The sequence below is a fragment of the Rhodococcus sp. GB-02 genome, assembly GCF_053470465.1.
The window spans coordinates 1,331,650-1,357,451 of record NZ_JBPUKE010000002.1; the positions used below are offsets into that span (position 1 = coordinate 1,331,650).

Sequence of the window (25,802 nt, forward strand, 5' to 3'; positions counted from 1 at the left end):
CGCCCAACCTGCACTGGAACTAAAAGCGGAAGCGCCGTCGGCGCCAATTTGCTCGAGTTGGATCAGTTGGCCAAAGACATTGTCCTTTAAGCCGTCGCTACGTCGCGTACGCGCCATCCTTCGGGCGCAGCCTCTTCGGCTACTACGCGTGCGCGGCAGCCAACAACACTGTGGCGCATGGAATGCCCTTCGACCATGCACTCGATGACGGAGACCTTCAGAACCGTGCAACCGGAAGGCCATGATCCAAGGTCGCGGGCAGGCGTTCGACGCGACCGTTCCGTACGCGGCGAAGGAAACGCAGGCGTGCTCTCAGCCGCTCAATACCGGAGCGACCTTCTGGGAACTCGTGTTCGGGGCCATCGCCTCGCGAATGCTCGAGCGCGGTGCCCAAGCCTGACATGCGAACATTCGCATACTCGACTTTGACAATCATTTACATTAAGCAGTAAATCTATAACCATGCACCTCAATACCCGCATGTCGCGGCGCCTCACCCTTGCCACATCAGTAGGCCTCTCACTCGCCCTCGTTACGGGCTGCTCGTCCGACAACAAGGACTCGGCAGCGTCGGAGACCACCACGACAACCGCGTCCGCACCCACCGAACAAGCCTCGGCAACACCACGTCTCGCAGTCTCCTACGACGGTGGCGTCCTGGTGCTGGATGCAACTTCGCTCGACGTGGTCGGCGAGACCAAGATCGACGGCTTCACGCGACTCAACCCGGCCGGCGACGGTCGCCACGTCATGATCTCGTCGGGCGAGGCGTTCAAGGTGCTCGACACCGGCACGTGGTCCTCGGCCCACGGCGACCATTCCCACTACTACACAGCCGATCCCGCGATGTCCGACGTCGAGTTCGCAGCCAACGAGCCCGGACACGTTGTACGCCATGCCGGAAAGACTGTCCTCTTCAACGACGGCTCGGGACTCGTCGAGATCTTCGATCCGGCGCAACTGGCAAAACGCCAACCCCGCGTCGAGACGTACACCACGCCAGAACCCCATCACGGCGTTGCGGTCGCACTTGCCGACGGCAGCCTGTTGACGACCATCGGAAATTCGGAGTCCCGCAACGGCATTGCCATCCTCGATGCCGACCGCAAGGAAATCCTGCGCAACGAACAGTGCCCCGGTGTCCACGGCGAAGCAGTCGCTGCCGGCGAAGCCATCGTGCTGGGCTGCCAGGACGGGTTGCTCGTGTACAAGAACGGAGCGATCACCAAGGTCCAGAGTCCGGATGCTTACGGCCGCATCGGAAATCAGGCAGGCTCGGAGGAGTCGGACATCGTGCTGGGTGATTACAAGACTGACAAGGACGCCGAACTCGAACGTCCGCAACGGGTCTCGCTGACCAACACGACGACGTCCGAACTCAAGCTCGTCGACCTCGGCACCAGCTACACCTTCCGCTCACTCGGCCGCGGACCGCACGGAGAGGCACTGGTGCTCGGCACCGACGGCGCCATCCACGTCATCGACCCGAACACCGGCGTCGTCACCAAGAAGATCGCCGTCATCGACGCATGGACCGAGCCCACCAAGTGGCAAGAGCCCAGGCCGGCACTCTTCGTGGAAGACCACACCGCGTACGTCACCGATCCCACGTCAAAGAAGCTGATCGCCGTCGACCTCGAAGACGGCAGCATCCTGACCGAGACCACCCTCGATCACATCCCGAACGAATTAACCGGCGTCACTGGCTGATTCAGATCCTCACGTCAAGCCCCCATCGCACTCCGAGATGGGGGCCTGCGCCGTTTTCGTGCCTCTCACCGGGCAATCTCGATATGCAGGCTGGCCGCTCGGTTCATTCGTCCTGCTACAGTCGCATCAATGCATTCTTGCCGCACGTCCTGACCACCATCCGCAGCAGTACCTTGTTACTCCGCCCTGGGATGGCGATTCTGTGTGCCTTCATAGGGACTCGCGATAACCGAGTCCCTATCTGACCACTCAACAGAATCCAACTATGGAGTACGTACATGAAGAACTTTCTCGTCACCGGAGCCACCGGAAATTTGGGCGGCGCTGCGCTGAGTATCCTGCAGGCACAGACCGGGCCGAAACCTTTGGCGTTGGTCCGAAGCACTACCCAAGCTGATGCACTCGGCCGCCGAGGGATCGATACGCGAATCGGCGATTACACGGATCGCGCGAGTTTGCGGACCGCTTTCAGAGGAATCGACGGTCTACTGTTCGTATCGAGTCCGGCACTCGATCCGAATGTCAGAATCGCCCAACACAAAGCCGTTGTGCAGGAGGCGGTCTCGGCAGGCGTCGAGCACATCGTGTACACGAGTGCAATGGGAGCGCAGCATGATCCCGGGCATCGCACTACGGAAATCGAACTGCAGGAGATCGGCGTGAGCCACACTGTTCTCCGCAATGCGCTCTACTCGGATGCATTTGCTGCCAAAGTAATTCACGACATGGAATCAGGCCCCATCATTTCCGCCGGCGCGGGAAGTTCTCTGGTCACCTCCTCCATTGCCGATCTCGCCGAAGCAGCAGTCATCGCACTGACATCCCCTCCCGCCAAGCAGTTGTGGGAACTTCGAGGCCCGGCCTGGACCTTCGATCAACTCGCCGAATCGGTCTCGGCGGAACTCGGAAGGACGATCGAGCACAGAGAGGTGGACGACCTCGAAACCGGATCCTTTGCTGTCCTCTTTCCACTGATTCGCAAAGGGGTCTTCAGCGAAGAGTCCAATGACCTGGCAACACTGCTACGACGCGCACCTCAGACAATCGAAGCCGTTGTCGCCCGGCTCTGCCGAAGCTGAGCGGTGGGCACGGCCACGACTGACAGCGATACAAGTCCGCGTGGAATAACTCTGCGTAGAAGTTCGTTGCAGAGGGTGTCGGTGTTCGATTCTTTGCCCCGGGTACCACCGAAAGAATTGCCACTTCGAGTGGCCACTTGCCGAGAGGCGCAAGACGGGCACCGACGCGCTGGAGCCGCTGGACACCTTTCGGTGCCAGCGGCTTTGTCGTCTGAATGATCAGGCCGGGTTTTCGCCGGCAGCGACGTCGAGGATCCACGCCACCCCGAACGCATCGGTGAGCATGCCGAAACCGGGGCTCCACGCCGCGGCGGCAAGACCCTCGATGATGGATCCACCGACAGAGAGTTTGGCCCAGTAACTCTGCACCTCTTCGAGCGATTCACCGCGAACCGAGACGAAGAACGGTTGGTCGGTGATCGTGGTGCCGTTCTCGCGGTGCGTCATGCCTGCGTTGCCGGCCGAACCGCCCGACTGTCCTGGGATGTCGTACGCCATCACGCTGAAGCCGTCCGCGGTTTCGACTTGGCCGAACACAATGTTCTCAGCGCCAGGCACATCGTTGGGCATTCCGAAGTCGCCGTAGGTTGCGATCGTGACCTGGCCACCGAAGACGGACTGGTAGAACTCCAGAGCCGCGCGGGCGTCTCCGCGGAAGTTGAGGTGGGTCGTTGTCTTGATGCTCATGTCTGCTCCTGAAAAGATTGTCGCGCGGGTTTTCCCTTGCAGCGTCAACTCTCACAGCCGTATAGGACTGTTTTCGTCCTAGACTCGTCGTAGTCTCACGACATGGCGACCACCACTCGGCTCTTGAATCTGCTGTCCCTCTTGCAGACGAGGCGCGACTGGCCGGGTGCTCTACTCGCCGAGCGGCTCGACATCAGCCACCGCACGGTCCGCCGCGACATCGACCGGCTCCGGGAGATGGGTTACAGCATTGCGGCGACCATGGGCCCGGACGGCGGATACCGACTCGATGCCGGCAGCGAGCTACCACCCCTGCTGTTCGACGACGATCAGGTCATCGCCTTGGCAGTCGCTCTGCAGGCGGCGACGCTGACCGGCGTCGGCATCGAAGAGGACGCAGTGCGTGCGCTGACCACCGTGCGGCAAGTGATGCCGTCGCGTCTGCGTCATCGCCTCGACGCACTCACGTTCACCACGATTTCGGCCGATTCCAGCGACGCAGACTCGGTGTCCCCTGAGGTGCTCGTAGCGATTTCCGCAGCGGTGCGCGCTCGCGAGGTGCTCCGCTTCGACTACTCGAACGGCCGCTCAACCGACAACATCGAAATAACACCCCCACGCCGCGTGGAGCCACATCATCTGGTGACCTCCAAGCGTCGCTGGTACCTCGTCGCGTGGGATCTCGAGCGAGACGACTGGCGAATCTTCCGCGCCGATCGCATCACTCCACGCACCCCGAACGGCCCGCGGTTCACACCGAAGGGGATCCCCGGCGGTGACGTGAGCGAATACGTGGCCGCACGCTTCAAGGGATCGGAACATATCAACAAATGGCCGTGCCACGGCAAGGTCGTTCTCCATCGACCAGCCAGTTATCTTCTTCCCTTTGTCGAGGACGGCGCCGTCGAAGATCTTGGCCCCGACCAGTGCAGCCTCGAAGCCGGATCATGGTCCTGGACGGCGCTGGCAGCCTCCTTCAACCGATTCGACACCGACATCGATGTCGTAGGCCCGGCAGAACTGACCCACGCTTTCGCACAACTCGCCGCCCGCAATGCCGCGACTGCTGCGAGTTAGTCAGTCGTCGCGAATGAGATCCAGGTCTCCAACACAACCGTGCGTCCGTGGGTTCATGTAGGTTTCAAGTCCTCAGAGGACCTGAGGACTTGAAGACCTGAACGAAGGGATGCCCAAGGAGATGAAGAAGGGGCAAGTTGCGTTTCTCACCGGCACACACGTCGTGAACGATCTGTACCAGGGGGCTGTGCCTGCACTGTTGCCGTTCATGATGCTGGAACGCGGATATTCCTACTCCGCGGTTGCCGGAATCACGCTCGCCGCGACCGGACTATCCAGTGTCGTGCAACCCGCATTCGGCATGCTGGTCGATCGAAAGAGCCGGAATTGGCTGGTACCCACAGGTTTTGTGACGGCCGCAACGGGAATTGTCGTGGCCGCGATGAGCACCACCTACATCGTTACTTGGCTGGCAATTGCTCTGGCCGGCATCGGCATTGCCGCATACCATCCGCCCGCCACAAATTTGGCACGCGCAGCTGGAGGTCACTCGCAGAAGGCCATGAGCGTGTTCTCCGTGGGCGGCACGTTGGGAGCCTCACTGGCGCCACCGTTCGTCACGCTCGTGGTCGGTTCGCTCGGATTGTCCGGCGGCTACCTGCTCGCAGTTCCTGCACTGGTAGCGGCTATTTGGTGGATCGTCGCCCAATCACGATCGGCCGGCACGGACGCCGAATCAGCCCAGTCGTTGAGTTCGCAGCTAGCAGCGAACGGTCCCGTGTCAGATGATTGGCGCTCGTTCACCCGACTCGTGCTGGTAACGGTGTGTTGGTCAATTCCATACGTGACCACGCTGTCGTTGGTCTCACCGTACGTACTCAACGGACTGAACGGATCATCCTCGAGTGCAGCAATCGTGTTGTCCTCCTTCACCTTGGCGGGAGCGGCCGGCACGCTACTGGGCGGAGTCCTCGCGGACCGTCGTGGTCGACGTGCATCCATCCGACTCGGTTACCTGCTTGCGGTACCTTCACTGGCATTGCTCGCCGCGGCTCCGAACGTGGCAATTGCCGAACTTGGAATCGCCTGTCTCGGATTCGCGATGTTCTTGCCCTTCGCGCCACAGGTGACGTTGGCGCAGGACTACCTACCGAACCGCCCAGGCACTGCAAGTGGGGTGACACTCGGACTCGCAATGTCAGTGGGAGGCATCGCATCTCCGCTGTTCGGTTACCTGGCAGATCACTACGGGCCGCGCATGGCGATCGGGGCGACAACTGCAGTGCTGTTCGTCGGCGCCGTCATCGCCTTCACCTTGCGCGATCGATGCCTCGACCCGGAGGACGAGACGGAGCGCGAACTGGATGTCATCGCCCTTCGATAAACCGACAGACTGCACCGTAGTCTGAAGATTCATCGGAGGACATGAAGAGTCACTCGGTGGGCCGCTTCACGGCGGTTCACCGAGCCAGTCAGGAGCAGACACATGGCAGTACGCCAGGTCAAGCAGCAGTCACTGGTACAGAAAGCCGCAGACGAACTGGCTCGCCTCATCGGCGACGGCGAGTGGCCGGTCGGGACCAAAATCCCGAACGAGCAGGATCTGAGCACACTCCTCGGAGTCGGGCGTTCGACCGGCAGGGAAGCCGTGCGCGCACTGATCGCGTCGGGACAGCTCTACTCTCATCAAGGATCCGGCACCTACGTCATGTCCTCGACTCCGGTCACAGAACTCGAGCGGGAACTCAAACGCTCGGACCGCCGCGAAGTCTACGAAGTACGCCGACTTCTGGAAGTGGAAGCGGGCCGCCTGGCTGCCATGCGTCGAACTTCCGCCGACGTCGACCTGTTACGGGCGGCACTCGAAGCCCGTGAAAATGCTTCGACACCAACAGAATTTGTCGACGCTGACATGGACCTACATCGCGCTGTGGTAAATGCTGCACACAACAGCGTGTTGTCGATGGTGTTCGATTCATTCATCGAAACGCTCCGCAACTCAGCCCTGGACGTGATCACCGACGTCGCGGCGCGAAACCCCGAATCGATCGACGACGAAGCCGCTGCCCACCGAGATCTGGTGGAAGCCATCGTCGCGGGTGATGCCGACGCTGCCAGCGCGGCAACGCGCAGGAACATGGACGGGCTCGACTGACCCTCTCTATCGTTGCCTGGCATGACGTCCACATCGCTCCCTCCACGGGGTCTCCGGATCGGTCTGTCCGCCATCGCGTGGCTCAACCTGCTCCCTGCGCTCGTAGGAATGGCGGGCCTGACGATCGGCGGCGGGATGGGCCTGCCTCCGGACTGGATCGAGGGAACCGTCTTCCCTTCATATTTCTGGCCCGGAATCCTCCTCGGCGTCGTCGTCGTCGGAGGCATCCAAGCCGTCTCACTCTTCGCTCAGCACAACAGGTTCCGCCTGGCATGGGGCCTGCACGCCGCCGCCGGGCTGACCATGATTATCTGGATCTTCGTCGAGATCGCCATCGTTCTCGCCTGGTCGCCGCTGCAGGGCATCTTCTTCACCACCGGACTGGCCCAGACGATCCTCGCCATGCTCGCACTCGGCGCCTGGTCTCGCCCCTTCCTCCAACGAGTCGAGCGGTGACGGAATCAGCTCTCGAACAACAGAATCGCGGCGGCCGGACCCACCGCACCTTCTCAAAAAGTCCTTGACTCGAAAGTATGTTCGAGTATGATGGGAGGTGGAACGGGGGGTTCTCATGACGATCGACATCACCGACGACGCTGCCACTGCCGTGGTCAACAGCTCCGCTGTGGGTGTGCGCGGACGATTGTGGCGGCTGCACCCCACCGACGTCCGCGAGATCGCCATCGCCGCATCAGCGGAAATCCTTCGCCTGGAAGCCATTCGAGTGGCCGCCGTCGACACCCTGACGTTGAACCCGGACGAACAAGTACTCTGCCACCGCGGCACCGGACAATGGCTCGCGAACCACACCATGCTGCAAATCTCCGCCGGCAGAAGAATCGCAGCCCTGGGCAAAGCCCTACGGTCATTCCCCGAGATCGAAGACCAATTCGACTCCGGCGACCTCACTTTCGAGCACGCAGCACTGATCGTGGCGTTCTGCGAATCCCCACCCAAGGCAATGCCCGACGCCGCGCTACCGTACTGCCGCGACACACTCCTCGCCGCAGCATCCGGCGTCGAAGCGACCACCGTCAAACTGCGCTACGCCATCAGCGTCCTCGAGCACATGTTCGAATCCGACGACATACCGCCAAGCGAAGACACCGACCGCAACGAACTACGCATCTCCGCGACCCTCAACGGAAGAATCGCCGTACGAGGCGATTTCGACGGAGTGACCGGCGAGATGCTTCTCTCCGCCCTCTCCAACCTCTCGATGCCCACCCCCGGCACAGACGGCGCACCCGACAAACGACCCGCCGCCACACGCAACGCAGACGCCATGGCAGAACTCATCCGGCGCTACCTCGACAACGCTGCCACCGGCATCGACGGCGGCCAACGCCCACACCTGAACGTACACATCAACGCCAAAGACCTGGCCTACCATCGTGAATGCGCCACAACGGGTGATGGCTCAACACCTGGCCCGTCCGACCGTGACGACCTCGACACCCTGGACCTTGGCATGCCGGATCTCGACAAACAAGATCTCGATGTCGGCCACATGCCCTGGATGGGACCACTGAGCGTCGGCCGCACCCGCATGATCGCCTGCGACTGCATGCTCGGCGCCATCCTCCTCGACGAAAACGGCACCCCACTCGACGTCACCCCACTGAAAAGGCTTGTCACCGCGGCACAACGCACCGCCCTGATCGCCCGCGACAAAGGATGCGCCTTCCCCGGCTGCGACTGCGTCCCCGCCTGGACCGACGCCCACCACATCAAACACTGGGCCAAAGGAGGACCAACCGTCATGGACAACCTGGTCCTACTCTGCCGAACCCACCACACCCTGATGCACCGAAAACCCGGATTCACCGGACAATGGGAAATCCAGATAGGCGCTGATCACCTGCCCTGGTTCATCCCACCGCCAGGCATCGACCCCGACCGAAAACCCCGCCGCTCCACCACACGACTCTGAACCCGGAGGTCACCGAGCACATGCCTCGGTGACCCATTCCGGCGTGCTTCGATAGCCGGAAAGGGCGGCACGGTGTCCCCTATTGCTAGCGTTGAGGGTGTGTTTGCACAGGGACCCAACGCGCTGACAGTAGACGGCCGGCCGACGCTCGAGCATATCGATTTTGCCCTTATGGATTCCTATCGATTTCCCGACCGGCAGGGCTTCCCCGATTCATATCGCGCATTCATCAGGCACGCAGGTTGGGCGCGGACCTTCGGACTCTGGCTCATTTACCCACCCGTTGTTCCCGGATTCGCCGATAGCTGGCAAGGGCGGGCCGGCAACCTCACCGCTCATCTTCAATCTGTCTACGAAGACGGACGGGACGAGGAGTTCGATTGGATGATCGAACCCGACGGCAATTGGTCACTCTTTGACTCGCTGCAGGTTTTCGGATGGAGCGAAAACGGCGACGCACTGCTGTGGGACACAGCATCCCGCGGCACCGACGGCGAGTTCCCGGTCTGGGAATCACGCTCGTTCAACTCCCTCCACCGCCTCGGCGGGAGCCTTTACGAAGCACTTCCGTCCATTCGCGCCCGGACCGCGAGCCTGTTCGGACCTCGCACCTGCGACATCGAGCCCCTCCTGCCGATCCCGCTCTGACGCGCGACCCAAATTATCGATACGCCGCGGACACAGCCACTAGTACGAAACCTCCGATGACGACCAGCGACAGGTAGCAGAGACCCAGGCCGGCCACAGCCAGCCCACGCCCACTTTCGCCGGAACACCGGATCTGGTTCAGCGACACATGGCCCACTGGAACAGCACATGATCCTCTCCACCGTCGCAGAATTGAACTTCGACGATTTCGATCGGATGCAGCGGCAACGACACCCCGGACGAGATGAGCCCGTTCGTCCGAGGGACCTTCGTGGTCGACCAGCAGGCAGTCAGACGTGTCCGGCGCAGTGGTGCGATCATCAATTTCTCCACCTCTGTGAAGAAGCTGGCGTTTCCGACTTATGCCGCGTACCCGCCACCAAAGGTGCTGTCGACCCGATCACTCCGGTTCTCGCGAAAGAGCTACGGGGACGCGATTCACGGTCAACGCCGTAGCCCCAGGGCCCTACGGCCACCGATCTATTCCTGGACGGGAAAGACGAAGCTACAGTGGAGAATCCGTCCAAGTTGGCTCCCCTGGAACCCCTCGGCACACCGGTGAACATCGCGGAGGCTGTCGCGTTCCTCGCCGGCCCAGCTCGTTGGGTCAACGGCCAGGTCATTTACGTCAACGGCGGCGTGATCTAGCGAAACCATCGTCTAAGAAGCACACCTTGGCAATTCCGACAAAACAGTCAAACCAGTCGACTTTGGTTGTAATGTGCAAACAATGGAAAACCAGGATCGAGGGTCCGCCCGGACGTCACGACGACAGTTCATCAGCGCTGCAGGACTTGCTGCAACCGCCGTCATAACCCTCGCAACCTCGTCGACCGCCAAAGCCGCCGGCCCAACGGCCCCCAATCCAGGTTCGAGGATCGGCGACGCTGCCGAAGCCCAGGCCGTACAGCGAGTCGCGGAGACACTGCTGAACAACGGCGTTCCCGGCCTTGCCTTCGTCATCGTCAAACCGGATGAAAAGAACCGCAAGTCAAGTGTCACCACCACATATCACTACGGTCTGGCCGACGTCGAGAACGGCGTGAGGGTTACTCCGCGAACGCAATTCGAGATCGCCTCGAAGACCAAGACTTTCACCGCTGCACTGCTGGCGAGAATGATCGCTCGGGGAGAAGTCGGATTGGACGACCTGGCGAGCGAGTATTCGGATGGGAACCCTATGCCGAAAGGCAGTGATGGTTCCGAAATCACGCTTCGCCAACTGGTCACCCACCGTTCCGGTCTGAGCGACGACCCACCCAATCTCTCGGCTGGGTGCGCCGATCCCACACAATCGTGCCCGGACGAGAAAGCGAAGTACACGAGAGACATGCTCTGGGAAGGACTCCAGGCTCCCGGGGCCTTGGAGTTCTCCCCCGGAAGCCACTGGCTGTACTCGGACTTCGGGTTCGGACTACTCGGCACACTCATGGCAGACAAAATCATTCCGGGACAGGAGAAACCGCCCTTCGCGGCGGCAGTCGCCCGCGAGATCACCGACCCACTCGGGATGATGGGTACCGTGATCGAGACCAAAGCCACGGACCTGGCCATCCCGTATTACCTCGACGGCACAAGAGCACCGCTGTGGAACAACACCGGTGCGATCGCCGGCGGCGGTGGCCTGGTCAGTACCGCTGACGATATGTCGATCTGGGCCGCAACAACTCTCGGCTACGGAAACAGCCCGCTCAAACCAGTCCTGACCTCGATGCTCGAGCAGATCGACACGCAAGCTCCGGAGAATCCGGCCTTCGGAATGGGAATGGCGTGGCAGCTCCAACCCCCGACGCCGAACTTCCCACAACGGTTCGCCAAGAAGAACGGAGACAGCTCGGGATCCAACTGCATCACCCTGCTCGTTCCCGACAGCGGCTGGTCGATCACGATAATGGCGAACGGTGGAAATGCGGCGATGGTCGACCCTGCAGCAGTGAACCTAATGCATGATCTGGTTCCGAGACGACCGACATTCGGTAGCTCGACGGGAAGTTCGTCGGGCAGCGACGTCGGCTTCCAGACCGGGTCATTCGGGTAGACCCACTTACCTACGGGCGCTACATCTTCGTCGAGCGTGCCATCACGAAGCAGTAGAGCCCGTAGGTGATGATGCCCAATCCGGCAAGGATCAGCAGGGCTACTCCGTACGGCTGCGCGCCCAGCGTCTTGAACGCTCCGTCGAGTCCGGAGGACTTGCCAGGTTCGGAACTGTTGACCGCAAGAAGAACCAGAATCCCGACTGCAGCGATGGCCAAGCCCTTGGCGACATACCCGACGGTTCCGAGGCGGCGCACGAAGTTGCTGGGTGTGCCCTTCAGATCATCCAGGAAGTTCTGGCTCGCGCCCTTGTACACGTGGTAAACGCCAACAGCGATGATCGCGATCCCGCCGATCACCAATGCGATAGTCCCAAGCGTGTTCTCCATCAAACGCGCCGTAATTCCCGCACTCTGACCGCTGCTGGACTTCCCGCTACCGCGGGCGAATCCGAATGCAGTGAACGCAAAACCGAAATAGACGAGCGAAATGCCCAGAGCCTTTGCGCGGTTGAAGAACTCCTTCTTCTTGTCGTCCGAGGACGGCGACGACGAGCTTCCCAACGCAGCTTCGGCCAATCTCCACAACGCCATGGCAAGGAAGGCCACGACGCCGACCCACAGAGCGAAGACACCCCCTGGCTTTCCTGCCAACTCGGCCATCGCACCCGATTGGTCCGCAGACCCGGATCCACCGAGAGCAAGGCGGATCGCGATGTATCCGATCAGCAGATGAACCACACCGCTGACGACGAATCCGGCACGGGCAAAGCGCTCGAAGACATTGTTCTGTGCGACGTCAGCCGCCGTGGACGCGACACTTTTCTGGTCCTGCGGTGACGATTCTTTATTCATCATGATCGTCGAACCATATACGGGCAGACACTTCCCTCGAACGCCTGCATCAAGTGTTTCGAGATCAAGGGTTTCGAGGGTTCTGATCCGGCGTCGACCGCGATTCTTCGGGGTTGGGAACCTTGGGGTCGATCGTGTCTGCATGATCTCTTTGCTGGTTCAGTTCCTCGCGAGAACTCGTCGCCTCTTTCCGATGCTGCGCTGCATGATGTTGCAGCGCAGACGCTTCCGCCGCTTTGGCGTCGGCCTCTGCCTGCACCATGCGCGCTTTGGCTGCTGTCTCTTCTGCCCGCGCCTCGCGCTCGCCTACTTGCAGCGACTTGTCTGCGACGTCTTCGCGGATCTGTTCTGCCTCGATGTGACGACGCTCGTCACGCCTGTTTCGCGCCACCCACAGGAGTGCGGCCACGATCGCTATCACTACGACCACGGCAACAATTATCCAGATAATGCTGCTGGTACTCATACTGCGAGAGGTACCCACCTGGGACTTTCTCACACGCAGGCAAAGAAATACGAAGAAAATTACAGGTCGGTCGGATGCGTATTGGCACCGCACAAGACAACGCACAGTTCACCGCCGGACGGCGGCGACACCGTTCCGTTCAGAACCGGAACCAATGCTGCTGCGGTTCCCAACTCCACCAGAATCCGGAACTCCCGCCACAGGAATGCCCGCGCCTGTCGGATCGAATCATCTTCGACCACAACACTGTCTACCGAACTCTCACGCAGTGTCTCCCAGGCAATGGCGCCAATTCGTGTAGCCCCCAATGAGTCCCCGGCGATACTGTTAACTTCGATATCCACCGGACGCCCCGCATCGAGCGAGGTGTGCAAGGTGGCAGCTCCGGTCGGCTCGACGGCTACCATGTGATCTTCGGGACGAGCCGCCGCGACGATTCCAGAGACCAACCCGCCGCCACCGACTGCAACGCAATACGTGATCGGTCCGGACGCGTCGTCTTCGATCTCGAGAGCTATGGTACCGGCCCCACTGACGATGTCGGGCAGGTCGTAGGCATGCAGTGCGAGCGCACCACTGGTGCGTGCGATGTCCGCCGCAGCGGCAGCAGCGAGTGCATACCGATCGCCTACCTTGTGAACGGTTGCACCCAACTCGCCGAGAGCCTTCACCTTCGCATCGGGCGCTGTCTCCGGCACCACCACTGTGCAGGTGAGTCCCCGTCGTCGGGCTGCCCACGCGGCCCCGATCGCAGCATTGCCGCCGGACGCGATCACCACGCCGGCATCGGGCATGGTGCCGTTGGCTACAGCTCGTTCCACTGCATTGAGACTGCCGCGCACTTTGAAGGAACCGCCGTGCTGGAGGTACTCGAGCTTGAACAGAACCGGTACCTCACCGCGTGGCGTCGGTAGCGCAGTTCGAAAGATCGGAGTACGCCGCGCCAAACCTGCGATACGAGTCCGTGCGGCTTCGACGTCCGAACGCTCGATTGCCAGCGGACCTGCGTTGTTGTCGGCGGTGAGAGTCATGCACCAACCCTACGGTTCGCAACTTCGACCCGAAGCAGTCGGCCCATCACCATAAAAATGTCTGTTTTTCACCAAGGATTGCCCGCATATGACCAAGACATCTGCCTTTCAGGTGAATAAATTTACTACTGCAAGCACAACGACGACATCAAGGAAAGGCACACGCCATGTCGAAGATCGCAGTATTCGGTGGAAACGGTTTTGCAGGTAGCGCAATCGCGAAGGAAGCCGCTTCACGCGGCCACGAGGTAACCGTCGTCGCTCGCAGCGCGCAGTCGGGAACCGACACGAATGTCGTGCAGGGTTCTGTTCACGACAACACGATCGTGGAGCAGGTCACGGCGGACAACGACGTCGTTGTCATTGCCATCCCCGCCCGCGAGATCGACGGCAAGCGCCTGCTCGACGCCATCACTCCCCTCGCAGATGCCGCCGCACGCAACGGCGCTCGCATTGCAGTGGTCGGTGGCGCCGGCAGCCTGTTGGTCTCCGACGGTGGGCCACGCGTCGTCGACACCCCTGACTTCCCGGACGCATACAAGGGTGAGGCGCTCGCTCACGCCGACGTCCTCGATGCGCTCCGCGCGACCGACAGCAATGTCGACTGGTTCTACGTGAGCCCGGCCGCAGCATTCGGCGCCCATGCCGGCGTCGCTCCGAAGGGATCCTTCCAGGTGGGTGGCGACATTCTCCTGACGGACGCCGAGGGGAACTCCGCCATCGCGGGCGAAGATTACGCACACGCTTTTGTCGACGAGATCGAGACTCCGGCACACCGTCGCCAGCGTTTCACCGTCGCACACTGAGCATGGGCAACCTTCGTAGGCGCGCAGCCTGGATGACTGTTCCCGCTGCCGCCGCCCTCCTGCTCACCGCGTGCTCCAACGACGCGGAATCCGCAACGCCCAGCAGTTCTACGACGTCAACGAGCGTTGTTGCCGAACAGGGCGATCAACTCGAATCAAACAAGACCATCGTCACGGATTTCTACGAACTGGCGTTCAACGGCCGTCAGGTCCAGCAAGCCGCCGACCGGTACCTTGGCGACGTCTACATCCAACACAACCCCACCGCCGCCGATGGGGCAGCCGGATTTGTCAGCGGCATAGGCGGTTACGTCGAGGCCACACCCGGGTTGCATGCCGAGATCGCTCGCGTTTTCGCCGAGGGTGATCTTGTCGCCCTCCAGTCTCACACCACGTCTGCACCCGGCGACCGCGGCCAGGCCGTGTTCGACATCTTCCGTGTCGACAACGGCAAGATCGTCGAACACTGGGATGCCATTCAAGACGTGCCGGAAACGTCCGCGAATCCGAACACGATGTTCGACGGGCCCACCTCGTCGCCGTCCAGGACGTCAGAAGTATTGGAGCGCAACACTGCCAACGCCCTGACATTCCTGCAGCTCGCCTTCAACGAGGGCAAAGCCGCCGAGGCTGCCGACCAGCTGGTCGGCCCGACCTACACGCAGCACAACCCCTCGTTCGCAGACGGTAAGGATGCGTTTGTCACGGCACTGGCCGGGATCGAACCTGTTACCGGAGACAAGGCCACCAAGTTTCCTCGAACGGTAGCCGAGGGAGACTTCGTCTTCGTTCAGACCTTCGCGTCGTCCAGTGAGGGAACGTCCGGCAGCGGCTCGATGGACATCTTCCGATTCGACGAGAACGGCAAAATCGTCGAACACTGGGACGCCGTCCAGGACTACCCGTCGACGACTGCAAGCGGTAACACCGTGTGGGACGACGGTCGCTGAGACTTCAAACTCCGAACAGTTCAGCGCCGGCTACGTGATCGGCCGACGTTGATCCGTTCTATATCGCCGTCGTAGTAGTCCAGCAATCTCTGATCCATCACCCGACGCCACAAGGGCGGAATCCACGCGATCACGATCATCACTGCGTAGCCGGCCGGAAGTTGCGGGGCTTCGGCGGCGCTGCGCAAGCTTTGGTACCGCAACTTCGGGTTGGCGTGGTGGTCGCTGTGCCGCTGCAACTGATAGAGAAACAGATTGCTCACGATGTGATCGCTGTTCCAACTGTCAGCGGGGCTGCAGCGTACATGCGAGCCGTCGGCACGCTTGCCACGCAGCAGGCCGTAATGCTCGAGGTAGTTCGCGGCTTCGAGGAAGGTGAATCCGGCGACTGCCTGCAGCAGAAGCCAGGGTGCGACCTCCCAACCGAAGATGCCGATCAGCGTCGCGAAGAGGACAACGCTCATCGCCCAAGCGTTGAGAATATTGTTCTCGACGCTCCAGGTTCGTTTGCCTTTCCGCTGGAGTCGAGCGCTCTCGATACGCCAGGCAGAACGCAGGCCGCCGAACACACTTCGTGGCAAGAACCTCCAGAAGCTCTCACCGAACCGTGAGCTGGCCGGGTCCTGCGGAGTAGCTACACGCACATGGTGGCCGAAATTATGTTCCACGTAGAAGTGCCCGTAGAGAGATTGCGCAAGCGCCACTTTCGCGAGCCACTGTTCGAGCTTCTCGCTCTTGTGGCCGAGCTCGTGGGCCGCGTTGATACCGACACCGGCGACGACGCCCACCGTGAACGACATCGCGATCTTCTCCGCGATCCCCATCGGAGCGTTGATCCAGCACCAGCACGCGAAGACAAGACCGGCGTATTGCAAGGGGAGGAACGCGTAAGTGCACCAGCGGTAGTAGCGGTCCTTCTGCAGTCGGGGGATCGCATCGTCCGGAGGGCTTTCGCCGTCTTCACCGGCCAGCATGTCGATGATCGGGATGACGATGACCAGCAGCCACGCGCCGGTCGCCCAGAACAATCCGAGACGAAGGTTGTCGACGAGAAACCAGGAGATGAATGGGCTGAGTGGAATCAGCAATCCGAGCGGCCACAGGTACCTCTTGCGGTCGCGCCAGCGCGGATTTTCGCCGGACGGCGAGTCGGTTTTCTGGACAGGCCTCGATTCGGTATGTCGTGCGTCGGAAGTAGCTGTCATTCGCCGATCTCGCCTTTCGTCCCCTCGAACGATTCGCCCCACGCACCGTTCACGCTCAGCAAACCAGAAATCATGTCCGGACGGGTATGGTCCCGAAATCCAGAGCACCCTGCTCGAAAGACGGCACGAGCGCTTGTACTCACCAAAAAATCCCCCCGTACATCACTGCTCACCCCGACAGTAGATACGGACAAAATACCCCACCGATCTGCGGGGATGGCGACCACCTCAGCACGTCGCCGAGGATCGGAGATTCCTGCCGAGGCAAGGTCGAACCGCGTCGCACTCGCCGAAGTAACGGTAACCAGCAGTGACAGAAATCATAAGCAGAGGACAGGATTCTCGCTCGGAGCGGCAAGCAAAAAGACTGCGCGCCCTCAACTGGTCAGTTGCGGGCGCGCAGTCAAAAGGTGAGCAAGCGTCAGAGCGTTGCAAACACCTTCGTTTTCACTTCGTTCAGCCAACCGTTCGCGGTCACGAAATCCGTGACGCTCGACTGCAATCCGAAGACGTGCCCAGCCTGCGCCGCCGGCAGCCTCGTGAAGAGATTGTCGTCGAGGACCGCCTGAACCGCCGCACTGGTCGACCCGTCCGCGTTCAGCGGATACAGCACGACCGTCACACCGTTCATGATGTCGGCCAACTGCTCTATCGGGTAGGACTCGTATCCGGCAGCGGTGTAATTGGTCGGAACACCGGGCCCGTACACCAATCCGAGTTCGTTGACCACCAAATTGCCGATCGCACCGGTGGGCTGCTGAACCGAGAAAGCGCCGGGTGCGTCTCCGAGTGAAATGTGAATCCACTTGTTGGTCGCGATCACGTCGGCGTACTCGCCACGGACACGTTCGAGATTCTCTTCGTAAGCAGTCCGCGTCGACTCGAGCACGTCGGTCTTACCAATTGCCTCAGCGAGCTCGGTGGTGATCGTCTTCCAGTCGCCTCGGCTCTCGCCCTTGACGATGACGGTGGGCGCAATGCCCGACAGACGGTCGAACGCCGCTTGGTCCACCTCGTCGGCGTCGCCGACGATGATGTCGGGATCTGCCGCAGCGATCGCTTCGAAGTTCATTTCCCCGTACGGCCCGATGGTCGAGAGCCCGTCGACGAAGGCCTGCTGCTCCGGCGTGAATTCACTGATCCACTTGCCGTAGTCCTGCACAGCAGCCGGTTTCACTCCGAGGGACATGAGCTGCCAAGGAGTGTCGTACGACGCGGCGACGACGCGCTCCGGCGAGGCAGGAACCTCGATGTCCCCGTATGCCGAGGCAACGGTCCGGACGTCCGTCGGCTCGGAGTCGGCCGATGACGAGGAACAGCCAGTCACCACCATCGCACCGACAACGGCAACTGCCGCCGCTGCGATGACTCGGGAACCGAAAGAAAATGATCGAATTGCGCGCACGCAGAGCTCCTACAGGGGTGATTGTTTAGCCAACCCTAAGTTCATTCTGTGGCACGACACAAGTCCGATCGAGGCGCTTTGAGTCGCTGTTCGGACTAGTCCTGTAGCCAATCGGCCATCGGCGTGCGCGGATGATCGATCAGGCTTGCGAACTCGCCCGGAGTCACACCCATCGTTCGACGGAATGCTGCGCCGAACGCGCTTTCGGAACGAAAACCCGTCTTCCGCGCCACAAACGAGATGCTTCGACCGAGCGCCAGAAGTTGCATCGCGTGATGAGCCCGCAGTCGCATACGCCATTCCGAGAAGGTCAGTCCCGTCTCAACCGGAAACCTTCGCGTGAGGGTCCTCGTGCTGACTTTCGCGTCGGCGGCCCACTCCTCCACCGATCGGGTGTCGGCCGGGCTGGCAACCAACTGATCTGCGATCTGCCGAAGCCACGGCGTCGTCGGCAGCGGTACATCGAAAATCAGTCGCGGAACGGGTTCGACGAGGTCGATGGCAAACGCCTCGGCTCGCCGACGCTCCGCGTCCGTCAAGTCGTCTCGGGTGAGGTGATCGAGTACTTGTTCGAGCAGCGGCGGGGTGGACAAGGCCACCACACGATCCAACCCGGTCACATCGGATGCCACCAACCACGTGCACGACAATTCGGTGCCGCTGCGCGCCGTCACCTCGTGGGGAACAAAGGAGGGGATCCACAGACTGACCCCGCTCGGCACGGTGTACACGGTCTCCGGAGTACGGACCTCGAGAACACCATCGATCGCCCACAGCAATTCGTGATCGCTGTGGCGGTGCATGTCCCAGGTGTAGTCGGAATCGACCGCCAGCCGATTGGTCGCCAACCGCAGGTAACCGTCGGCGCTGACACGCAGCGGTCGCACCACGCGTTGCCACTCGGACAGTTCGTCGAGTGGACTGCTGAGCGGGTAGTCCATCTGCTCGCTCACCGCAGAGTCGACAGTTCGGGGTGGCCGAACAGGCCGGGTAACCCGCCGGTGTGCACGAAGACCGTCTTCGATCCCGCCGTGATGGCCTTGTCTTTCACGAGTTGGATCAATCCTGCAAAGGCCCGGCCGGTGTACGTCGGGTCGAGGAAGATGCCCTCCGTACGAGCCAAACATCGGATCGCGCCGGCTGATGCTTCCGTGAGCGTCGAATATCCTTGTCCAACTTGGCTTCGCAGGATCTGAAGATCTGCGGCTCGCAGGGTCGGACCAGGCATCTCGTCCACTAACCCAGCGACAGTCGACACTGGATCGGCAACAGCCCCGACATCGACGCCGACAACCCTGTCGACACCCAGATGTGCGACAAGGCCAGCCATCGTTCCACCCGATCCGAGCGCAACCACGACGCGATCCACTCCGGGGAGTTGCTGCTCGATCTCGCGTGCGCAGTCGACGTAGCCCTGCGCGGCCACCGCGCTGGTACCACCGAAGGGAATGACAAAAGGAACACCGCCCGAGTCAGCGACGGCCTGCACCGCGACGTCGACCGCGGATGCCGTGTCCCCACCAGCCCAGACGATCTCAGCGCCAGCGAGTGCATCCAGAACGAGATTGCCCTGCGCGGATTCCGGCTCGGCACCACCGAGCACCAGCACACAACGCAATCCCAACCGAGCTGCTGCCGCTGCAGTCAACCGAGCGTGATTGCTTTGCGGTGCACCGGTAGTGATCAGAGTCGTCGCGCCGACGGCCAAAGCCTGAGCGCAGGTGTACTGCAGCTTTCGGATCTTGTTGCCGCCGCCGCCCAAGCCGGTGACGTCGTCACGTTTGATCCACAGGTCTTCCGGCCCCAATCCGAGTGCCTGCGCGCAACGTGCCATTGGTTCGACGGGCGTGGGCCAACTGCCCAGGCTGATCGGCGGAACGTCGGAACTGAACATTCGACGAGTCTAATTCGTCCGTGCACCTACAGTCCGTGCTCGAGTACAGTCTGCTCGCATACAGTCGGGACATGGGAACTTTCACGACGACCACACGTGACGTACCGCTGACCGTCAGTCGACCGGATTCGCCGGGTGGACCGTTGCATGCGGTAGTAGTTCTCCAAGAAGCGTGGGGCGTGAACCAGCACATCGAGAGCATCCTCGAACGCCTCGCCGACACCGGCTACCTTGCCGTGGCCCCGCACCTTTACCACCGCGGCGCACAAACGTCCTTCACCGACTTTCCGTCCGCCAAGGACGCGCTCATGGCACTCGACAGCACAGGCATCGGTCACGACGTACGCGCCGCTGTCGACTACTGCCGATCCGAGGAAGCAGACAAAGTCGGCTCCCTCGGATTCTGCATGGGCGGCACCGCGTCGCTGTGGTGTGCCGCGGTACCCCTCGTCGATTCCGCCGTTACCTACTACGGCGGAGGTGTCGCCGAAACCCGGTGGGATGGAGTCGCGGCAGGCACCGAACTCGCAGCGCAGCTGCAGGTCCCGTGGCTCGGCCACTACGGCGACCTCGATCCGAGTATCCCGCCGGAGAGCGTCGAGCAATTGCGCGCAACCGCCTCCGATCTCGCCCGGGTATACCGCTACGCCGGCGCCGGCCACGCGTTCAACAACGACACTTCGGCCAGCCACTACGCCCCGGATTCTGCTGCCCTCGCGTGGACCCGCACTATGGAGTTCTTCGCCGAAACCCTGTGATTCCCAATATGAGTCAGGGCACCCGTTTGACCACCGTGCCGGTGATCTCGTCCTGAATCTGTTCAGCATCCATTGCCAGACTCTGTGCACGACGTGAGCGGGTGAAGTAGTAGATGCCGATCACGGCAAGGACGAACGGTACCCCGAACACCAAGGTCATCTTGAAATCCTCGACCCACAACGTCGTGACGAGGATAGCGACCATGAGGACACCTCCCAGTATCGTCCCCACCGGGAAGAACGGAATCGTAAAGGAAAGCTTGGTTCCGTCCTCTTTCATTCGCTTGCGAAAGAACCAGTGCGTCACGAAGATCAGCAGCCACGTCGCCATTGCCCCGAACATCGACAGCGAGATCATCAACGTGAATGCCTGCTCGGGAAAGAGCACGTAGACGATGGTCGCGACGGCGATACCCGACGTCGACAGCAGCAAGGCATTGACCGGTGAGCCGTTGGCCCTGACCTTGCCGAGAATGGCCGGGGCGTCACCAGCGCGGGAGAGCGAGAACATCATTCGCGAAGACACGTACAACTGACTGTTCATCGCGGAGAGTGCGGCAATGATCACCACGAAGTTCAGCACGCTGTCTGCGCCCGGAATCTTCACGACCTGCATCACCGTGACGAAAGGGCTTCCGCCGCTCAAGATCTTGTCCATCGGAGCGATTGCCAGAATCAAGGCAAGCGTTGCGATGTAGAAGACGAACAGCCGGACGATCGTCACTCGGAATGCTTTCTTCACCGCCACTGCCGGGTTTTCTGCCTCACCGGCCGCAATGGCGATCATCTCGATGCTCAGGTAACTGAAGATCGACACGATCACGGCAAACCACATGCCGGACAAACCATTCGGAAAGAACCCGCCACCCGCCGTGTAATTGTGGAATCCATAGTCAGGGTTTCCACTACCGAACACGACATATGCTGCCATCACGATGAAAGCCACGATCGCGAAGACCTTGATCGTCGAGAACCAGTACTCCATCGTTCCGAAGGCCCTGACGTTGAACATGTTCACACCGATCAGCACTCCGGAGAACAACACGATCCACAGCCACGACGGTACGTCGGCGAACCAGAACTGCATGTATTCACCGATCGCGGTGACCTCGGTACCGACCGCGAGGACGATGCACGACCAGTAGAGATAACGGACGAGGAAGCCGATCAACGGTCCGACGTAGAACTCTGCGTACGCACCGAACGAACCCGATGTCGCATGTGCGACGGTCATTTCAGCAAGAGCGCCCATCAGCAGGAGGGCGATCAGCCCGCCGATCGCGTAGCTGATGATCACACTCGGGCCGGCAAACCCGATCGCGAACTTACTGCCGAGAAAGAGTCCGGTGCCGATTGCACCGCCGAGCGCGATCATGCTCATCTGTTTGGGGCCGAGTTCGCGTTTGAGACCTGATTCTCGTTGCTGGATGTTTTTGAAATCACTCATGAAAGCTCCTTGCGAAAGGCGGCACCTCCCGGTCCGCGGAAACTTGGAAGAAGAATCAGGTGACTGCGTCGCGCTCGCGGAATTCGGGGCGATCCCAGGACTTGTTCTCGAGGATGTCTCGCAACACGTCGACGGCGTTCCACACGTCGGCATATCCTAGATAGAGCGGAGTGATACCGAACCTCAGCACTCCGGGTTCGCGGTAGTCGCCGATGACGCCCCGCGCAATGAGTGCCTTCATGATCGAATAGCCCTCGGGATGAACAAAACTCACGTGCGAGCCACGACGCTCGTGCTCGCGGGGCGTGATCAACTCCAAACCGTAGGCCGCGCAACGCTCCTCGACGAGGTCGATGAAGAGATCGGCCAGCGCGAGCGACTTGCTCCGGATGTCGGCCATGTCAGCTTTGAGCGCGACGTCGAGACCACATTCGACGAGTGACAACGACGTGATGGGTTGAGTACCACTCAGAAACCGTCGTATTCCTGCCCGCGGTTCGTAGGCCGACTCCATCGCAAACGGTCGCGCGTGCCCCCACCACCCGGACAGCGGCTGGATTCCGGTGTTCTGATGGCGACAGTTGACCCAGATGAATGCAGGTGAACCCGGACCACCGTTGAGGTACTTGTACGTACATCCGACCGCGAAGTCGGCGTCGGCGCCGCCCAGGTCGACAGTCACGGCGCCGGCAGAGTGTGCGAGGTCCCAGATCATGAGCGCACCACATTCCTGCACTGCTGCAGTGACTTCCGTCATCGCATACAGGTTTCCGGTGCGATAGTTGACGTGCGACAGCATCACCACGGCGGTGTCCGGCCCTACCACCTCGACGAGGTCGCCCGGTTGGTCGATCAGGCGTAGTTCGTATCCCTGATCGAGCAGCGAGATGATGCCCTCCGCAATGTAGAGGTCCGTGGGGAAATTGTCTCGCTCGGAGACGATCACCTTCCGGCTGGGATCGTGTGCAGCCGCGATGGACAGTGCAGAGGCCAATGCCTTGAACAGGTTGATCGACGTCGAATCCGTTACTACCACTTCGCCTTCACCTGCTCCCAGCAACGGCGCAAGTTTGTCACCGAGGCGGACCGGGAGGTCGAACCATCCAGCCCCGTTCCAACTGCGAACCAAGCCGTTGCCCCACTCGTCGTCGATCACTCTCGCGGCGCATTCCTGTGCAGCAATGGGACGCGCGCCGAGCGAGTTTCCGTCGAAGTAGAGGACGCCCTCCGGAATCGCGAACTCGCGGCGGAACTCCCTCAAGGGATCCACTGCGTCGGCTTTGACGCAGCCTTCCAACGAAAGGGTGGTTGTCGATGTCATGACGATTCTTCTCCTGCATGTGTCGGCGTTGAAAGTGATGAAGGCAGAGTCCGGAGCACGGCGCGTACCGGGCTGGCATCGAGATCGAGGAACTTCAGCGGCAGTGCGATCAACTCGTAGTAGCCTTCGTCGACGTCGTCGAGGCAAAGTCCTTCGAGGATCGCGACGCCACGATCGCTGGCCGTGTGGTGCCCGTCCATGGTCTTGCTGTCCATCGGATCGAACGAGGCGCCGTCGATTCCGATCAGAACTCCACCGCGGTCGGCGAACCAGTGGGTCAGCTCCGGAGAAACGCCGGCGAAGTCGTTGTCCCACTCGCGCGGGTACTTCGGGTAAGTCCTCAGAATCAGCCGCTGCGGCAGATTGCCGCCGAGTCGCTCCACCGTCTCTTCGACGGGCCTGATGCATGCGGCACCGTCGACGCCCGTCATGTCGACCACCAGTGCTTCGCCGAGATAGGACTCGAGGGGAACAGAACCGATGGGCGCACCGTCGATGCGGGTGTGCGCCGGCGCATCGGCGTGAGCACCGATATGAGGAGTGGTGGTGATTCGGTTGATGGTGACGGCGTCACTGCCGCCGAGGTCTGACGTGACAGCGCGGGTGAAGGCGGTATCGCCTGGCCACACCGGCGTCGATTCGGAGATCGGCGGGCTGATGTCGATCAACCGTGCCACCCAGTCGCCCATGTGTCCGTCGCCCGTGTGTCGGCCGATCCTCGGAAGCATCCAGACCCCTTCGTCGCAACAGTCGACTGTGTCGATCTCGACCGTTTGATAATTCGATGTGTTTGGCAAAAGCTAGAATCATCGACGGGCGCGGTCAATAGTTGCTGAATATTTTCGCGACGGCAGGGAGAAATCGGATGATAAATGCGATCGAACGGGCAGCTGCCGCAGCTCGACCGAATCATGTTCGGCTCGACGACGTCGATACGGCGATTCTCCGCGAACTCGTCCGGGATGCACGCATCCCCAACAACGCACTCGCCGAGAAGGTCGGGATAGCGCCGTCGACCGCTCTGGCGCGGATGCGCGCTCTACGCGAATCGGGCGTCATCAAGGGGTTTCATGCAGACATAGACCTCGAGCTACTCGGCCTCGAGATCTCGGCGATGGTGTCGATTCTGATTCACTCCCACGCCAGGAGCCGGATGACGGAAATTGCCGAGCACCTGAGCGGACTGGATTCGGTTCAGCGAGTGTTCCTGATGAGTGGGGACCGTGATCTCCTGGTGCACGTGTCGTGTGAATCCCCCACTCGGCTTCGCGATTTCGTCAGCGCACACCTCAACGATCCGGCCATCGCCAATACCCAGACCAACCTGATCTTCAGCGAACTGAGTCAAGGCGGCTGAACTGCAGCTGTCGCCAAGGCGTCTTCGGGTGCTTCCGAGATCGACACCTCGATTCGAACTTCCCCCACTAGAGTCGAACGGCATGTTGCCACTCGGGTTGTCCATGCTCTGGGAGTCGGTGGAGTCGGAAGCCGCTCTGAAGCAGCGATTCGGATTCAACAGCTTCGGCGCAGCCACCCATTGGGTTTCGGCGGTACTCGAGCAGACTTGGGGATTGACGGCCCTCGAGTGCTCGCGAATGGCGATCAGTGACCAGAACGCGATTGTGTGGGTTGCGAGCGACCGAGGTGGGCTGGTGGTGAAGTGGTCGCGCGCCACAGAGCGCTTCACGAACCTGGAGGCGTCGACGCGCCTGCTGAGCGCACTCGCCGCGCAGGGCGTGCCCGTTCCGTCACCAATCACGTCCCTGAACGGATTGGACCGGGAAACACTGGAAGGTCCTTCGTGCGCAGTGTCGTTCACCGTACTGCCGGAGATGGCGGGAGATTGGTTGGACGTGCAGGACCACGCGGCGGTCCGTTCGGCAGGAGCATGTCTGGCAGAAATACACCGAACGCTCGGCGCCACCCATGTCGACGGATCGGTTTTCTCGTCGCGCAGCACCGGGTTGATGGAGCGCATCGGTGGTTGGCTCGAGAATTTCGACCACGGGTTCGCGCCTGAGGCAACGCGTAGGCTCGTGGACCTCCTTGCGCGGGTGCCCGAGCTCGATGACCAAACACAACTGGTACACAACGACTTCCGTGCAGCCAACATCTTGACTCGAAACTCTCAGACCACCGGAGTACTCGACTTCGACGACGTGGTGATCGACCACCGGGTGAGCGACCTGGCCAAGGCAAGCGTCTATCTGGGCACCCTGTTCACCGATTGGCGACCGACACCGATCGCGGTACGGCAGAGCCTGCGCGCCGGCTACGAATCTGTACGTCCCCTCAGCCGATCCGAGACAGAATGGTTCGAGATCCTCGAACTGTGGCACGGCCTGATGGCGATCCCGGGTGAGAACGACACCGCCGGTTGGGCATCAGCATTGTGACAA

27 protein-coding genes and 1 pseudogene are annotated in these 25,802 nt (G+C 61.2%); 16 read left to right on the forward strand and 12 right to left on the reverse strand.

All coding sequences use genetic code 11. From position 1 onward, the window contains the following. Positions 1-241 precede the first annotated feature (241 nt). From ACSW29_RS19595 to ACSW29_RS19605, 3 genes are all read left to right on the forward strand, one after another. The gene (locus ACSW29_RS19595; protein ID WP_317825976.1) at positions 242-400 is read left to right on the forward strand and encodes a hypothetical protein; all 159 of its coding nucleotides are present in this window, start codon (positions 242-244) and stop codon (positions 398-400) included. A 62-nt stretch (positions 401-462) separates the two neighbouring features. After that, positions 463-1,710: a zinc metallochaperone AztD gene (gene aztD / locus ACSW29_RS19600; protein ID WP_347874922.1), complete on the forward strand. Its 1,248-nt coding sequence runs from the start codon at positions 463-465 to the stop codon at positions 1,708-1,710. A 278-nt stretch (positions 1,711-1,988) separates the two neighbouring features. Then, positions 1,989-2,789: an NAD(P)H-binding protein gene (locus tag ACSW29_RS19605; protein ID WP_230817486.1), complete on the forward strand. Its 801-nt coding sequence runs from the start codon at positions 1,989-1,991 to the stop codon at positions 2,787-2,789. Between the two features lie 219 nt (positions 2,790-3,008). On the opposite strand, the gene ACSW29_RS19610 is transcribed toward ACSW29_RS19605, so the two are convergent. Further along, the gene (locus ACSW29_RS19610) at positions 3,009-3,476 is read right to left on the reverse strand and encodes a VOC family protein (RefSeq protein WP_448278062.1); all 468 of its coding nucleotides are present in this window, start codon (positions 3,474-3,476) and stop codon (positions 3,009-3,011) included. 102 nt (positions 3,477-3,578) lie between these two features. Between ACSW29_RS19610 and ACSW29_RS19615 the strand changes: the two genes are divergently transcribed. From ACSW29_RS19615 to ACSW29_RS19640, 6 genes are all read left to right on the forward strand, one after another. Then, complete coding sequence (locus ACSW29_RS19615) at positions 3,579-4,553, forward strand: helix-turn-helix transcriptional regulator (RefSeq protein ID WP_448278063.1); 975 nt, start codon at positions 3,579-3,581, stop codon at positions 4,551-4,553. Positions 4,554-4,674: 121 nt separating this feature from the next. After that, complete coding sequence (locus ACSW29_RS19620) at positions 4,675-5,877, forward strand: MFS transporter (RefSeq protein WP_448278064.1); 1,203 nt, start codon at positions 4,675-4,677, stop codon at positions 5,875-5,877. Between the two features lie 102 nt (positions 5,878-5,979). After that, the gene (locus ACSW29_RS19625) at positions 5,980-6,648 is read left to right on the forward strand and encodes a FadR/GntR family transcriptional regulator (protein WP_448278065.1); all 669 of its coding nucleotides are present in this window, start codon (positions 5,980-5,982) and stop codon (positions 6,646-6,648) included. 21 nt (positions 6,649-6,669) lie between these two features. Then, complete coding sequence (locus tag ACSW29_RS19630) at positions 6,670-7,104, forward strand: hypothetical protein (protein ID WP_448278066.1); 435 nt, start codon at positions 6,670-6,672, stop codon at positions 7,102-7,104. A gap of 115 nt (positions 7,105-7,219) precedes the next feature. Next, complete coding sequence (locus tag ACSW29_RS19635; protein ID WP_448278067.1) at positions 7,220-8,581, forward strand: DUF222 domain-containing protein; 1,362 nt, start codon at positions 7,220-7,222, stop codon at positions 8,579-8,581. Positions 8,582-8,680: 99 nt separating this feature from the next. Then, entirely contained in the window at positions 8,681-9,229 is a 549-nt protein-coding gene (locus ACSW29_RS19640) for a hypothetical protein (protein WP_448278068.1), read from the forward strand. A 13-nt stretch (positions 9,230-9,242) separates the two neighbouring features. Here the strand turns inward: ACSW29_RS19640 and ACSW29_RS19645 are convergent, their stop codons facing one another. Continuing rightward, positions 9,243-9,386: a DUF4190 domain-containing protein gene (locus ACSW29_RS19645; RefSeq protein ID WP_347874929.1), complete on the reverse strand. Its 144-nt coding sequence runs from the start codon at positions 9,384-9,386 to the stop codon at positions 9,243-9,245. Between the two features lie 11 nt (positions 9,387-9,397). Here ACSW29_RS19645 and ACSW29_RS19650 point away from each other — a divergent pair. Together ACSW29_RS19650 and ACSW29_RS19655 are read left to right on the forward strand one after the other, a co-directional pair. Beyond that, a pseudogene (locus ACSW29_RS19650) lies at positions 9,398-9,877 on the forward strand (SDR family oxidoreductase); the annotation flags it as partial. A gap of 82 nt (positions 9,878-9,959) precedes the next feature. Then, positions 9,960-11,267: a serine hydrolase domain-containing protein gene (locus ACSW29_RS19655; RefSeq protein WP_448278069.1), complete on the forward strand. Its 1,308-nt coding sequence runs from the start codon at positions 9,960-9,962 to the stop codon at positions 11,265-11,267. A gap of 19 nt (positions 11,268-11,286) precedes the next feature. Here ACSW29_RS19655 and ACSW29_RS19660 read toward each other — a convergent pair whose 3' ends face one another. From ACSW29_RS19660 to ACSW29_RS19670, 3 genes are all read right to left on the reverse strand, one after another. Continuing rightward, positions 11,287-12,123: a DUF1206 domain-containing protein gene (locus ACSW29_RS19660; protein WP_448278070.1), complete on the reverse strand. Its 837-nt coding sequence runs from the start codon at positions 12,121-12,123 to the stop codon at positions 11,287-11,289. Positions 12,124-12,184: 61 nt separating this feature from the next. Then, complete coding sequence (locus ACSW29_RS19665) at positions 12,185-12,586, reverse strand: hypothetical protein (protein WP_347874932.1); 402 nt, start codon at positions 12,584-12,586, stop codon at positions 12,185-12,187. 59 nt (positions 12,587-12,645) lie between these two features. After that, positions 12,646-13,617 carry a serine/threonine dehydratase gene (locus ACSW29_RS19670; protein ID WP_448278071.1) on the reverse strand — a complete coding sequence of 324 codons (972 nt, stop codon included), beginning with the start codon at positions 13,615-13,617 and terminating at the stop codon, positions 12,646-12,648. 167 nt (positions 13,618-13,784) lie between these two features. Here ACSW29_RS19670 and ACSW29_RS19675 point away from each other — a divergent pair, with 167 nt between their 5' ends. Continuing rightward, positions 13,785-14,423, forward strand: coding sequence for an NAD(P)-dependent oxidoreductase (locus tag ACSW29_RS19675; RefSeq protein ID WP_448278072.1), 639 nt, complete (start codon positions 13,785-13,787; stop codon positions 14,421-14,423). Positions 14,424-14,455: 32 nt separating this feature from the next. Continuing rightward, positions 14,456-15,373: a nuclear transport factor 2 family protein gene (locus ACSW29_RS19680; RefSeq protein WP_448278073.1), complete on the forward strand. Its 918-nt coding sequence runs from the start codon at positions 14,456-14,458 to the stop codon at positions 15,371-15,373. A 20-nt stretch (positions 15,374-15,393) separates the two neighbouring features. On the opposite strand, the gene ACSW29_RS19685 is transcribed toward ACSW29_RS19680, so the two are convergent. From ACSW29_RS19685 to ACSW29_RS19700, 4 genes are all read right to left on the reverse strand, one after another. Further along, the gene (locus ACSW29_RS19685) at positions 15,394-16,578 is read right to left on the reverse strand and encodes an alkane 1-monooxygenase (RefSeq protein ID WP_448278074.1); all 1,185 of its coding nucleotides are present in this window, start codon (positions 16,576-16,578) and stop codon (positions 15,394-15,396) included. A gap of 421 nt (positions 16,579-16,999) precedes the next feature. Then, complete coding sequence (locus tag ACSW29_RS19690; RefSeq protein WP_448278075.1) at positions 17,000-17,983, reverse strand: ABC transporter substrate-binding protein; 984 nt, start codon at positions 17,981-17,983, stop codon at positions 17,000-17,002. A gap of 95 nt (positions 17,984-18,078) precedes the next feature. Next, the gene (locus tag ACSW29_RS19695) at positions 18,079-18,936 is read right to left on the reverse strand and encodes an AraC family transcriptional regulator (protein WP_448278076.1); all 858 of its coding nucleotides are present in this window, start codon (positions 18,934-18,936) and stop codon (positions 18,079-18,081) included. After that, entirely contained in the window at positions 18,933-19,877 is a 945-nt protein-coding gene (locus ACSW29_RS19700) for a D-cysteine desulfhydrase family protein (RefSeq protein ID WP_448278077.1), read from the reverse strand. The genes ACSW29_RS19695 and ACSW29_RS19700 overlap by 4 nt, the downstream gene beginning before the upstream one ends. A gap of 71 nt (positions 19,878-19,948) precedes the next feature. Between ACSW29_RS19700 and ACSW29_RS19705 the strand changes: the two genes are divergently transcribed. Further along, complete coding sequence (locus ACSW29_RS19705; protein ID WP_448278078.1) at positions 19,949-20,635, forward strand: dienelactone hydrolase family protein; 687 nt, start codon at positions 19,949-19,951, stop codon at positions 20,633-20,635. Positions 20,636-20,648: 13 nt separating this feature from the next. Here ACSW29_RS19705 and ACSW29_RS19710 read toward each other — a convergent pair whose 3' ends face one another. Genes ACSW29_RS19710 through kynB form a run of 3 tightly spaced genes read right to left on the reverse strand, consistent with a single transcriptional unit; the run spans position 20,649 to position 24,131 of the window. Next, positions 20,649-22,082: an amino acid permease gene (locus tag ACSW29_RS19710; RefSeq protein ID WP_448278079.1), complete on the reverse strand. Its 1,434-nt coding sequence runs from the start codon at positions 22,080-22,082 to the stop codon at positions 20,649-20,651. A gap of 55 nt (positions 22,083-22,137) precedes the next feature. Then, positions 22,138-23,403 carry a kynureninase gene (kynU, locus tag ACSW29_RS19715; protein WP_448278080.1) on the reverse strand — a complete coding sequence of 422 codons (1,266 nt, stop codon included), beginning with the start codon at positions 23,401-23,403 and terminating at the stop codon, positions 22,138-22,140. Then, complete coding sequence (kynB, locus tag ACSW29_RS19720; RefSeq protein WP_448278081.1) at positions 23,400-24,131, reverse strand: arylformamidase; 732 nt, start codon at positions 24,129-24,131, stop codon at positions 23,400-23,402. The genes kynU and kynB overlap by 4 nt, the downstream gene beginning before the upstream one ends. A gap of 137 nt (positions 24,132-24,268) precedes the next feature. Between kynB and ACSW29_RS19725 the strand changes: the two genes are divergently transcribed. Beyond that, positions 24,269-24,760, forward strand: a complete 492-nt coding sequence (locus tag ACSW29_RS19725) for an Lrp/AsnC family transcriptional regulator (RefSeq protein WP_007730865.1) — start codon at positions 24,269-24,271, stop codon at positions 24,758-24,760. 82 nt (positions 24,761-24,842) lie between these two features. Next, positions 24,843-25,799: a phosphotransferase enzyme family protein gene (locus ACSW29_RS19730; RefSeq protein WP_448278082.1), complete on the forward strand. Its 957-nt coding sequence runs from the start codon at positions 24,843-24,845 to the stop codon at positions 25,797-25,799. Positions 25,800-25,802 lie beyond the last annotated feature (3 nt).